Origin of the sequence: Nostoc sp. PCC 7524 (assembly GCF_000316645.1) — a bacterium.
Lineage (GTDB): Bacteria > Cyanobacteriota > Cyanobacteriia > Cyanobacteriales > Nostocaceae > Trichormus.
In genome coordinates, this window is the sequence record NC_019684.1 from 958,408 (window position 1) to 970,851 (window position 12,444).

The following is a 12,444-nucleotide window of genomic DNA, read 5'->3' on the forward strand; positions in this document are numbered from 1 at the left end:
CTGTCTACGACACGCTCCGCGAACGTAGAGAAGAGAGCAAACTGGCGTGAGAGGTACTCTAACGAGAAGCCGCTCCGCGTCTTTGGAGAGGGGTTTCAAAAATAAGTTGCACATCGCGTTAGGTAATAACCCAGAACTACTGGAGTTGAGCTATTACCTATGAATTTAAATTTCTGCCACAGCGCGTTCAATCAAGCGACGTGCGAGAGTTTGTGTCCCTGTGTGTTCGTAGTAATTGGTGGCGACATCTAAAAATGCTGCTAGGTAGTCTAACTTATCATCAGTAAGTTGAATAAAATTTTGCAAGTTACCAACAACTTTCTGCGGTGTTAAATCATGGGCTGTAACAATCCCATTCATCCATCCTTTTACTGATTCAAAACTTTCGCCAATAAAATTGAGTTTACTACTAGCATTATTTCCGGGAATGACATCTTTAATGCTTTGGAAAGTGGAATTTTGATCCAATTCATTCGGATTAGTTTGATTCAATCCAGATAAAGCTTTACTAATGAAGTCTGGCCCCAAGGGTATTAAACCATCAACGCAAACTAATGCCACCATGCGAATTAAAGATTCACCACTATACTCTCCTAAAGAAGCGACGAAATCGCCAATACTATCGCCAGGTATCCCGTTAATTTGGCAGAAAGCAACTAATTCAGCTACTAATTTCAGGGATAAATCGATAGTTTGAGCTTTGTCTGGTTTGGGAGTAATAGAGTTTAAAAAACCCAGAAGCGGTATTTTTTCACCGACTTTGTTAGCTAAAGCTGCTGCACCTAACGCTTTATCTGTACCGTCAACGGTTTGATAAAGCCACATTGCTGTTTGATATCCTTGGGAGCGATCATTATAAAGATAAATCGCCCGTTCACCAATTTGTTGAATCAAATCCTCATCAGTTTCACCAGTTACAGTTTTAATGGTATTGACGAAGCCGACAGTATTTTGCCACTCACCAGGGGCAACAAAATCTAAAGCGTTTAACATCGAAATAGTCAAGCCGCTAGTTGGTAATTCATCAACTAACTCAAAAATTGGTTTGCTCACAATTTTCTCCTGTTTTGAAAGTAGGGAATGTGGAGTAGGGGAAAGAGATTTTTTATTTGAGTTTCGCTAGTCCATCAAGATTAAATTTTTCAATCCAATCGGCGCGATCGCTAGCTGTAAATGATGGCGAACGAGATAAAACTTTTACCTGATATTTACCTACGAGAATCGCAGTTTGTGTATTACCGACTTCCACTGCCGGATAACCAGCAATATTTTTGGTACTATTGGAGAATTTAGCTGCTGCTCCCGGTGTACTTGTGGTGTCTGAGATAGCTAGCATCGCTAAATCTTTACCGTCTTTTTTTAACTTAGCTTCAGCAAAGCCTTTTTTCTCTTGGGTAAAGACACGCTGATAACCAGTTTCCTCACCTGGAAAGAATTTGTTGAACTCACTCCCTTGAGTTGCATTTTTCGCAACCGCTTGCCCAGTTTTTTGGCGACTACTTTCTTGTTGTACCTGATCAAAACGTCCTGGTGCTTCGGCAGTACAAGCTGTAGTCAGTAATAAAACTGACAGCAACACAGCAGCTAAAATTCTACGTGTACGAGGAACAATCATTTCTAGCTTCTCCTTATGCTTGAGCATTGAGGCAATTATCTGTGCTGCTGTCAGGTTCTACCCTGAAAATTTACTTTTTGATAATTATCTCAACGTTGGCGGTAAGCGATCGCGGCATAAAACGGATCTCCCCCTGGCGCACCTAACCACTGCAAGAAATTAGGCATTGTTGACTTGTTAACAATAATTTCTGGCGCAGTAAATCCCGATACTGAGGCAAAGTAGCGTTTGACTAATTCCACTCGCGCTATTTCCGAAGCATCTCGCCAAGCTTGAATCGCCTTTTGAAAGAACATTCGGTTAGAAAAGCTGAAAATGGCCACACCACCAGGTTTGAGAAGGCGGTGAATTTCTGAAAAGACGGCCTCTGGATATTGCAAATATTGTACTGATACGCAATTGATCACCGCATCAAAATCTTGATCTGGTAGAGGTAAAGCCGGATTATCGTTGAGATTCTGCACAAAGTAATGATTTAACCGAGGATTGCGGGCTAATTCCTCAGCATTGAGTCCGTGTCCCTCAATATGAGCAAACGCCATCTCTTCCGGTAGATGAGATACCCAACTGCTCATCAAATCTAGGATGCGTGTGTTTGGTTGCAATCGTTCTCTATATAAATCAGTTAGCTGTTGGATAAAACCTTCATCAACATGGGTAACGAAGCGGGGATAAGCATAAAACAGCTGATCATCAGTGTCATCTAATTTCAAACGTTGATCCGGTCTGAGCAACATAATTACAAACTTTTAAACTAAATTTGTGCAACTTCAGGTATTCTTTTAGACAAGCTCTCTTTAACATATTTTAACAGTCAGATACTTAAACAAATTTACGCAAGATTTCATGTTTTATAGACTACAAGCCTTGCAACCTCTGTGGCGGCATATCAGTATATCAACAACATTCCCTTACATCAGTTTGCTAGTGTGGACAATCCCCTTATTACTATTTAGTTCTGGGGATAGTAGTGTGATGGCTCATGATGAAGGGCTTTATGCTTGGCGATCGCGTCAGATGTTTGATTCCGGTGACTGGATAGCACCTTGGGGGAATGCTCATCATAAAACCCCTGGCCCTTACTGGTTAATTGCTGCTTTCTACAATCTATTAGGAATCAGCGAATTTAGTACACGTCTACCTAGCATGATCACTGGCATTCTTTGCTTGTTACTAACTTATGAAATCGGCAAAATTATGCTAGGTAAAAAGTTAGCTTGGCTAGCTGGGGCAATTTTAAGTGTGGAATTTCTGTGGCTACAATACTGTCGGTTAGGTACTCCAGATGTACCAATGATTTTCTTGGTACTTTTAACTATTTATGCTGTAATTAAATCGGAATTACATCCTCAATATAGATATATATGGAGTTTTATCGCTGGTTTAAGTTTGGGTTTAGGCTTCTTAATGAGAAGCTTCATGATTTTTCTGCCAGCTATCGCTTTATTACCTTACTTAGTTCGTCAACATCGTCGTTATCGTCATCTGACTAACCCCTGTTTATATGTCGGTTTACTTGTAGGTTTAATGCCTACACTAATTTGGTTATGGTTTAATTGGCAACGCTACGGCAATAATAGTTTTGCAGCTTTATTTGGCTTTGTTTTTGAGTTAGGCTCTCAGGAACGTGCTGGAAATGGCATCATATTTTATGTTTGGAACATCCCTTTAAAAGCTTTTCCTTGGTTATTTTTTAGCCTTTTAGGATTATTTTTAGTTGTCCGTCGCCCAATTCCTAATTATCAATTAATCCTCGTTGGCTTCCCAGTTATTTTATTTGCCGAATTAAGCGTTTTTTCTACTCGTCTTTCTCACTATAGTCTTACCCTTTATCCCTTCATCGCTTGGTTAGCGGCGGTAGGTTTAGACTGGTTAAGTAGAATTTATCAGATGGGATATGTTAACCGAAAACCCATTCTGCAAAAAGGCAATATTCCTAGGACTCTTAGCTATGGTAGCGGCGTATTAGCAATTTTATTTTTGTTAGCTGCAATGGTGGCTTTTGCCTGGGGCGATCGCCAATATGCAATCATCGGTTTAATTGTAGGATTAAGTTGGTTAATTCTCCCTATAGTCTGGATTAGCCGCTACCATTTTGGATGTAAGTTTCTCACAGCTCGTTATTGGGTGGCTGGTTGGTTAATTCCCTGTTGGTTAGCATTGGCACTGGTTGGTGGCTTTGGCTTGTTGAATGACTATAACCCTGTTTACAGAACTTTTTTACAACAACCTGCGATCGCTTCTATTTTACAAACTCACCCCATCCATTTTGTCCAATTAGGTGGTAAAAACGCCGTTTTACTGAGGTTTTATACCCCCACTCACGGACAAAAAGTAGAGACAATAGCCCAACTACCTGCCCCCAGTTATGCTTGGGTTTATCAACAACCTTCCTCTCAACTATCCAGACAACACCGCATCATCGGTGAAATCCAAGACTACAAATTAATTCAAATTTTACCTAGTGAATAGGGATTGGGGATTGGGAATGCCTCTAAAACATTGCCAAAACCATTAAATCAATTTATGATAAATACTACGTACACTAAGTAATTATCCTAATGATTGCTCAACCCGATCATTCTCCTAATTCAGAATCGTGGCAGCAAAACCTTGCCCCTTATAATTTGGGCTACAGAATCAAATTACTTTCACAATTACTCACCCGCAAGTTTACTGAAAGACTAGAACCCTTTGGGCTAACGCCATTTCATTGGCTAGTTCTATGCTGTTTATGGCAAGAAGATGGTTTACCTACATCCAGCATTGGGGAGAAACTCCAGCAAGTTGGAGGTACACTAACAGGCGTACTAGATCGCATGGAAGAACGCGGCTTAGTGCGTCGAGAACGGGATGTAAATGATCGCCGCATCTGGCGCATCTGGCTAACTGATGCTGGCAAGGAATTAGAAACGGTTTTACCACCAATTGCCGCCGAGTTGCGTGATGAAGCAATGCAGGGGATTTCTGCGGTGGAACGTGAAGTTTTCTCACAACTTTTGAATCGTGCGATCGCTAATCTCTCTTAGGGGATTTTGACTTAATCATCCACTTGGGTGAAGCCATTTAAAGCTTTTTTACAACACAATACTACGCATACTAAAGAAACACAAAAAAAATTCTAGTAAATGATGAATAAGTGACAGGTGACAGGTGATAGGTGACAGGTGACAGGATAGGAAGAAAAGAGGTGTTTCTTTCATTCATAGGGGTGCGTGCCGCCTGTACTGCTGTTCACAAAATATCTCACAACCAAACCAGAAAAGTTCTTTTCGCCAATCCCCATTCCCCAATCCCCAATCCCTAGTTATTATTGATGAATATACAAAATTGGCTAAACATACCAGCTTTTAGATCAAGGAATTATCGCCTGTTTTTTGCGGGGCAGGGAATTTCTTTGATTGGCACATGGATGACACAACTGGCTACAGTTTGGCTAGTTTATGATTTAACACACTCAGCATTAATGTTAGGAATTGTCGGATTTACCAGCCAAATTCCTAACTTCTTCCTTGCGCCTTTTGGGGGAGTGTTTGTAGATCGATTTTCTCGGTATCGTACCTTAATAGGTACACAAGCATTATCGATGGTGCAATCGCTAGCATTAGCTGTACTCACTTTAACTGGTGTGATTCAAATTTGGCATATTATTGTTTTGAGCTTGTTACAAGGATTTATTAATGCTTTAGATGCACCAGCACGCCAAGCATTTGTGCCGGAACTGGTTGAACGTAGAGAAGATTTGGCTAATGCGATCGCGATCAACTCAACTATGATTAATGGAGCGCGTTTAATTGGCCCAGCCGTTGGCGGTGTATTAATTGCTGGTGTTGGTATTGCCTACTGTTTTTTAATTGATGGGTTGAGCTATATTGCAGTTATTGCCGGCTTATTAGCAATGAAAGTTAAACCTTGGCAAATATCAGTCAGTGCTGGTAATCCCTTGCAGAAAGTCCAAGAGGGATTTGTCTATGCCTATAGCTTTCCACCAATTCGTGCCATTTTATTACTATCGGCTTTAGTCAGTTTGATGGGACTGCAAAATACAATTCTTGTACCAATTTTTGCGGAAAAGATTTTAGCAGGTGGCGCAGAAACCCTAGGATTTTTAATGGCAGCATCAGGACTAGGAGCATTATCAGGAGGTATTTATTTAGCCACACGCAAAACAATTTTAGGTATTGGTAAATTAATTGCGATCGCACCAGCAATTTTAGGTATTGGTTTAATTGCTTTTGCTGTATCCAGATTCTTACCATTATCTCTATTTACAATGTTGTTTGTTGGTTTAGGAACAATTCTGCAAATAGCTGCTAGTAATACATTTCTCCAAACCATCGTAGAGGAAGATAAGCGCGGTAGATTGATGAGCTTATATACGATGTCTTTTTTAGGGATGATACCAGTAGGTAGTTTATTAGGTGGTGCATTAGCCAGTCGTATCGGTGCGCCCAACACATTAATTATTGACGGTATAGCCTGTATTATTGGCTCTATCGTTTTTTACAGAAAATTGCCTACTTTAAAGAAATTAGTCCAGCCAATTTACGAACAGAAAGGTATCATAGCAATTCAGAATAATTCTTAATAGTGAGGCAAAAGACAGGGGTGCAGAGGAGATTTAAGCCCAATGCCCGATAATCTACGGTATTTGCATAAGTCTTCAGGTAAAATCTTTGACTATTTTCTGGAAACAGTAATATGCTGGTTGTAGATCCATTTGTCATTAATTACGCTGATCGCATCCTATGTCTAGCCAACAACCCAATTCCAACCAGCCATCCAACAAAAAATTAAATGAAAATAGCAAGAGCAGAAAAAAACCTCTAAATAATGGTAAACCAGATAAAACTGACCACTAAATCTAAATATAGATTATATAAATTACAGTAAAAGAGACGTAAAGCCTATTACGTCTCTAAATCTATTGTTACCTAAAACTATAACAAACAAAATTTATTTATTTTTCATTTGGCTTTTGGCTTGTTCTAAAGCTATTTCTTTGATTGCTTGGTAAGAATTCACATTGGCAGTACCTTCAATCGCTTTAACTGCTAAATCTTGAACTTGTTTGAGTGCTGATTCTAGCTGTTTAGAAAGATTTTGTATGCGTGTCTCTTGATTAGTAATTGTTTGTTCTAGAGACTGCAACCTCTGTTCATAAAACCGCTTTTGTCCTTCTACTTCTTTAGCATACAAATCAGCTTTGACTTTAGCTTGGTAGTGAGCGATTCCTTTACCTTCCTCTGTGGCTTTTTTAATAGCTGCTTCTTTCTCTTTCGGAAAGGCTTCCACTTTAGCTTTGTACTCTTCAAATTGCTTTTCTCTTTCAGCAATTAACTTTTCGTGTTCAGTCCACTGTTTTTCTGCTTCCTGTTGTAATTCTTCTAATTGTTTATATAAAGCTTTTTGTTGTTGCTCATATTCATCTATTTCTAGTTGACGCTGGTGTTCTAAATCATATTTATACTCTGCTGCATCTCTTTGACGATTTTTATTGAGATGATCATTGCGTTCTTTAATAGTTCTTTGGTATTCTTCTTGTGATTTTTGCCAAGTATTCCTTTGTTCTAATATTTCTTGCGAAAGTAATTCATAACGCTGGCTAAACTCATCTTGATAAGCTTTAGAATTATCTTCGTAGGTAGTAATCAGTATATCTAACGTCGTTTCAGATACTTCTAAATTGTGTAATTGTTTTAATTGTTCAATTTCATTCTCTACTGTTTTTCTGATTTCTCCTAAACGAGAAGCCTGTGTAGTTAATTTTTCAGATAATTCATTAACAGCACTACCAAAACCCAATTGAATTTTGACTAGATTTTCAATTGTATAATTCATTTTTTCTTGGATAGTAGCAGACTGATTCATAAATTGATTTAGCTCTGTTTGCGGTTTTTCTTTATTTATAGACTGATTATCTTTTAACACTTGATTGAGTTGCAACTTGATTGCTGATGTTTCTTTAGTCAAATCTTCATATGCTTGCAAAATCTCAGCCTTGGTGTTTTTATCTGTTAACTTTTTCACTGCCATAGAAACCTCTTGTTAACCACACACAATTAATGGATTATTTAGCTATAGTTAGTAGAGTGCGTTAGTGTAATAAAACCTAGCTGTACCAAGAAATTATTCATGCTGACGCACCCTACATTTTGTGCCTAACACAAGGAAAATTATTTAGCTGTAGAGCTATCAAAGGCTCTCATAGCCAAGTCTTGTGCTTGTTTCAATGTAGCTTGTAATTGAGTTGATATACTTTCTATTTGTTCAGTTTGTTTTTGAATGGTTTCTTCCAGTGATTTAATTTTTAATTCATAACTTTGCTTACTGGCTTCCCATTCTTTGTCAAATAAATCGGCTTCAACTTTAGTCTTCTGATTGGTTTCTTTAATCGCTTCTTCCCTGGCTTTTTTAACTGCTTCTTCTAATTCGTTAGGGAAGGCTGCAACTTTTTGTTGATATTCATTAAATAAGGCTTGGTGTTCAGTAATAACTTTCTCTCGTTCAGCCCAGTCTTTATCTTTTTGTTGAGTTGTTTCTAAAATTACTCTTTCTTGACTACGTTTTTTAGATTCATAGGTATCGGCTTTAAGTTTGCGATCGCTTGCTAATTTATATTGATATTCTTCTTGCTCTTGCTGGCGTTCTTTGACCAAAAAATCATTATATGCTTGTAGGGATTCTTCATACTCTGTTTGTTCTTTCTGCCACTCTTTGCGCCTAGTGGATATTTCTTTTTCTAAGATTTCCCGTTTACTAGCAGTATCTTGCTCTAGGATTTTTAACTTTTCTTGATGTTCCTGATTTAAGATATCCAAAGCATCAGCAACAATTCTAATTTTTTGTAATTCTTGTAAATTTTGGCTTTCAATCTCTATCGCCCGATTGAGTTCATCTAATTTGGCATTTTCTTGAGTTAATTTCTCTGATAGGGTATTGATAGTGCTACCGAATTCTAACTGTAAATCTGCTAGACCTTTAACAATACTATCAACAGTATATGTAGAAGCAACTGCCACAATTTCTTGATTTTTGGCTTTATCTGCTTCTTCTTGTTTCGTAGCTAGTTTTGATTCTAGTTTCTTCTGTTCTGTAATAATTTGTTGAAATGCTTGCATTAGTTGCTGTTTACTATCTCGGATTGCAACTGTTGTCATGTTTCCACTCCCTTAAAGATGTAGTGATTGATTGAGTAGCAAGCCATACCAATAACTACCCGATGCAGATATCAGGGTAGCCTTGAAATTATGATTGTTAACGCAGTGCAATTACGGAAATGGTGCAACAACTGATACTAATAGAAAGTAACCGTTGTCCACGGCGATTTTTAGTGATTTTTTGGCAAGCTTTATAGTATTTATGTACTAATTAAATATATTCAAATTCATCTGCTATTGTCAAGATAGAATTTGTTTGGCTGAAAAATTGAAGACCTAAGTTGCACTCAATACAATTGATTGCTTGCAATGAGAGTAATTTATGATATATGTAATATTGTTACAAACATTACTCTTTTGCAAAATAATTCACGATGGTACAAGCGTGAATGCACTGAGGAGCGATAATTAACTCAACAATCATATTGATACAAGCACAGGGCTAGAGTTTTGTGATATCAATGTATACCAGTGAATCAATCAAATATTCTCCTAGAGCAGACATTGGACAAACGAGCCGTGTTCTGGTTGTAGAAGATGAAGAGCTAATCCAAGAGATGCTAGCCGTAGCATTAGAGGAAGAAGGTTATGGAGTGCTGACAGTTCCTGACGGGCGTTCGGCGGTGGAATATATCAAAGGCTTTGAACCCAATGGGGGAGAATTTCCCTTTGACTTAATTATTCTAGATATCATGTTGCCTCAGATTAATGGGTTAGATATTTGCCGCTTGTTACGTCATCAAGGCAACCCAGTACCGATTTTGATGTTAAGTGCTAAAGGTAGCGAAACCGATCGCGTGTTAGGTTTAGAAGTCGGTGCAGATGACTACCTGACTAAACCCTTTAGTATGCGGGAATTAGTGGCACGTTGTCGCGCTTTACTCCGTCGTCAGCGTTTAAGCACCCTACCACAGCTACCCGTACTTAAATACAAGGAAGTAACCTTGAACCCTCAAGAGTGTCGGGTGTTAGTGCGCGGACAAGAAGTGAATCTTTCCCCCAAAGAATTCCGCTTATTAGAATTATTTATGAGTTATGCGCGACGGGTTTGGTCGCGGGAGCAATTACTAGATCAGGTTTGGGGCCCTGATTTTGTCGGTGATAGCAAAACTGTAGATGTTCATATCCGGTGGTTGCGCGAAAAGCTAGAGCAAGATCCCAGCCACCCAGAATATATTGTGACTGTCAGAGGATTTGGCTATCGGTTCGGATAATCTATTGAGATAGTTGTTAGTTTTTATTAATCACCAAGCAACTAACAACTCAAACTCAAATGCTTTTATTGGGATTTTTTCTGGGTTTAGCGGTAGGCATTGGGTTTTGGATTTGGCAACAGGTTCAACTAAATCGCTACCTGTGGCAATTACTCCAGCCGTTAAATTCCCGTTCTTCTAAATTGGCGCTGTCTTGGCTTCCTCGTCTACGGCAAGAAATCACTACCCTTAAGCAGCAACGCCAAGACTTGCAGCAGTCGCTACAAACTCACCAAGATCTCCTGGATGTGGCACCAGTGGGATATTTGCAAGTCGATGAAGAAAATCAACTGCTCTGGTGCAATCAGCAAGCCCAGAAAATGTTGTATTTACAACGATGGCAACCAGGGCAGGTACGTCTGTTGCTAGAATTGGTGCGGTCATATGAACTTGATCAGCTGATTGAACAAACACGCGATCGCCAAAAAGCCCAAACCAAAGAGTGGGTTTTTCACCCTTCTTGTGATAATGCGGCGGAAATGCCCACCATCAAATCTCTAACTTTGCGAGGCTCTAGTTTACCTTTACCTCACGGACAGGTGGGAGTATTTTTAGAAAACCGTCAACCCTTGCTAGATATGAATCATGTCAGGGAGCGATCGTTTTCGGATTTAGCCCATGAATTAAGAACACCCCTGACTTCGATTCGCTTAGTTGTAGAAACCCTACAAAATCGCCTAGAACCGCCTTTAAATCGCTGGGTTGACCGTTTGATGCAGGAGGTAGATAGACTCATTAACTTGGTGCAAAGCTGGCTAGAACTCACCCAAATTGAAATCAACCCCGCCATGCAACTGCAAGCGGAGGATGTGGAAGTGCGATCGCTCATAGCCTCTGTTTGGGAAACCCTAGAACCATTAGCACAGCGCCAACACCTGTCTCTAGCTTATTCCGGCCCTGAAGAGATTTGGATGAAAGCTGATCCAGCCCGTATTTATCAAGTCTTCCTGAACTTGCTTGATAACAGCATCAAGTACAGTTCTCCTGATACCAGCATCCAAATTCAGGCAAAAATTTTATCGTCACAAGATATTCCCAGTTTAGAAATTAATCTCATTGATTCTGGTGTAGGCTTTGCTTCAGAAGATTTACCCCACATTTTTGAGCGATTTTACCGGGGAGATAAAGCGCGGACTCATACCCCAATGCCAGAAAGTAATTCTATGGGCGCAATGGTTGGGAATGGTTTAGGATTAGCGATCGTGCGGCAAATTGTTCTAGCTCACGGTGGTTCAATCAAAGCCATGAATCATCCCGAAACTGGTGGCGCATGGATGCAACTTCTCTTCCCTGAAGTGATGGCAAACTCATAGAGCCAAGACTATAGTTAAAAATATCTTCACGTTTGAGACTACAAGTGTGAAAGCCGTTCTTTATAGTCCCAACCCAGACAGTCCCCAGTTAGCACGCGCCATTAGGCGTTTAGAACGGGATGTATTACGCATGGGAGCTTTGGTAGAACAATCATTTCGCCTCAGCCACCAAGCGTTATTTGCCCGTGATTTAACAGCAGCTGAGGAACTGCCACGATTAGATAAAAAAATTGATCGTTTTTATAGACAAATAGAATCAGACTGTACGGCCATCATGACACTACAAGCACCAACAGCTCAAGATTTACGCTGTTTAAGTGCTTTTATGCAGCTTGTGAGAGATTTAGAGCGGATTGGAGATTATGCCAAGGATTTAGCTGACATTGCGGTGAAAATCTTTCCCTATCCTCCTCACACGTCTTTACCAGAAATTGCAGTCATGTCTCATCATGCCCAAGCCATGTTAGCAACTAGCTTAATAGCTTTGGCAGATTTAGATGAAGTCGGTGGGCGAAGTATCAAGCACTTGGATGATGCCGTAGACAATGCTTATGATCGTCTTTATCAAACTTTAGCTCAACAACGCGATGTCCCAGGTGTTGTGGAACCAATTATATTGCTAGCATTAGCAATTCGTTGTTTGGAACGTATGGCAGATCATGCAACTAATATTGGTCAACGAGTGGCGTATATTGTTACAGGTCAACGCTCTTAAATTAAGCTCAGAGCATGAGAGATAGGGGATTGGTAATTAACCAATCCTCTATTTTTTTGTTGGGGCATGGGGCAATCTCCAGAAATTAAATATGCGTTTTCCAGAAACCTTGTAGAGACGTTCCATGGGTAGGGATTTTCGTCTCTACATTCTTTTTTGGAGATATAGTATTCACATTTAGATGAAAACTTAGTTAATCACAGTGAGATTTTACTAAATGCTAACCTTTTCTTAATCTTACGCGATTAGATTGGCGTAGTAACCAGAGAAAATTAATTCTAATCCTCAACTTGCGCCAGCTTTCTATCCCGCCAAAAAATTTATTCCGAGGCGGAATATCGGGTAGGTGCAAGAGATAAGCTAATCTCCTGCACAATGTTTATCTTCG

11 protein-coding genes are annotated in these 12,444 nt (G+C 39.5%); 6 read left to right on the forward strand and 5 right to left on the reverse strand.

The window, feature by feature from the left end:
- Positions 1 to 165: 165 nt before the first annotated feature.
- The 3 genes from NOS7524_RS04045 to NOS7524_RS04055 all read right to left on the reverse strand — a co-directional run bounded on the left by NOS7524_RS04045 (position 166) and on the right by NOS7524_RS04055 (position 2,352).
- Positions 166 to 1,053, reverse strand: a complete 888-nt coding sequence (locus NOS7524_RS04045) for a hypothetical protein (protein ID WP_015137197.1) — start codon at positions 1,051 to 1,053, stop codon at positions 166 to 168.
- A 52-nt stretch (positions 1,054 to 1,105) separates the two neighbouring features.
- Entirely contained in the window at positions 1,106 to 1,615 is a 510-nt protein-coding gene (locus tag NOS7524_RS04050) for a hypothetical protein (RefSeq protein ID WP_015137198.1), read from the reverse strand.
- Positions 1,616 to 1,704: 89 nt separating this feature from the next.
- Positions 1,705 to 2,352, reverse strand: a complete 648-nt coding sequence (locus tag NOS7524_RS04055; protein ID WP_015137199.1) for a class I SAM-dependent methyltransferase — start codon at positions 2,350 to 2,352, stop codon at positions 1,705 to 1,707.
- Between the two features lie 109 nt (positions 2,353 to 2,461).
- Between NOS7524_RS04055 and NOS7524_RS04060 the strand changes: the two genes are divergently transcribed.
- The 3 genes from NOS7524_RS04060 (at position 2,462) to NOS7524_RS04070 (ending at position 6,203) form a co-directional block, all read left to right on the forward strand.
- Complete coding sequence (locus NOS7524_RS04060; protein WP_015137200.1) at positions 2,462 to 4,087, forward strand: ArnT family glycosyltransferase; 1,626 nt, start codon at positions 2,462 to 2,464, stop codon at positions 4,085 to 4,087.
- Between the two features lie 89 nt (positions 4,088 to 4,176).
- Positions 4,177 to 4,644: a MarR family winged helix-turn-helix transcriptional regulator gene (locus NOS7524_RS04065; RefSeq protein ID WP_015137201.1), complete on the forward strand. Its 468-nt coding sequence runs from the start codon at positions 4,177 to 4,179 to the stop codon at positions 4,642 to 4,644.
- Positions 4,645 to 4,931: 287 nt separating this feature from the next.
- Positions 4,932 to 6,203 (forward strand): MFS transporter, encoded by a 1,272-nt coding sequence (locus NOS7524_RS04070; protein WP_015137202.1) that lies wholly within the window; start codon positions 4,932 to 4,934, stop codon positions 6,201 to 6,203.
- Positions 6,204 to 6,571: 368 nt separating this feature from the next.
- Here NOS7524_RS04070 and NOS7524_RS04075 read toward each other — a convergent pair whose 3' ends face one another.
- A complete protein-coding gene (locus NOS7524_RS04075; RefSeq protein ID WP_015137203.1) occupies positions 6,572 to 7,651 on the reverse strand; it encodes a hypothetical protein in 1,080 nt (359 codons plus the stop codon).
- A gap of 140 nt (positions 7,652 to 7,791) precedes the next feature.
- Positions 7,792 to 8,775 carry a hypothetical protein gene (locus NOS7524_RS04080; protein ID WP_015137204.1) on the reverse strand — a complete coding sequence of 328 codons (984 nt, stop codon included), beginning with the start codon at positions 8,773 to 8,775 and terminating at the stop codon, positions 7,792 to 7,794.
- Between the two features lie 461 nt (positions 8,776 to 9,236).
- On the opposite strand from NOS7524_RS04080, the gene NOS7524_RS04085 reads away from it, so the two are divergent.
- From NOS7524_RS04085 to phoU, 3 genes are read left to right on the forward strand one after another with little or no spacing between them, the layout of a single operon-like run.
- A complete protein-coding gene (locus tag NOS7524_RS04085; protein WP_015137205.1) occupies positions 9,237 to 9,989 on the forward strand; it encodes a winged helix-turn-helix domain-containing protein in 753 nt (250 codons plus the stop codon).
- Between the two features lie 59 nt (positions 9,990 to 10,048).
- Positions 10,049 to 11,341, forward strand: coding sequence for a sensor histidine kinase (locus NOS7524_RS04090; protein ID WP_015137206.1), 1,293 nt, complete (start codon positions 10,049 to 10,051; stop codon positions 11,339 to 11,341).
- A gap of 46 nt (positions 11,342 to 11,387) precedes the next feature.
- Entirely contained in the window at positions 11,388 to 12,056 is a 669-nt protein-coding gene (gene phoU, locus NOS7524_RS04095; protein WP_015137207.1) for a phosphate signaling complex protein PhoU, read from the forward strand.
- The last annotated feature ends 388 nt before the right edge of the window (positions 12,057 to 12,444 follow it).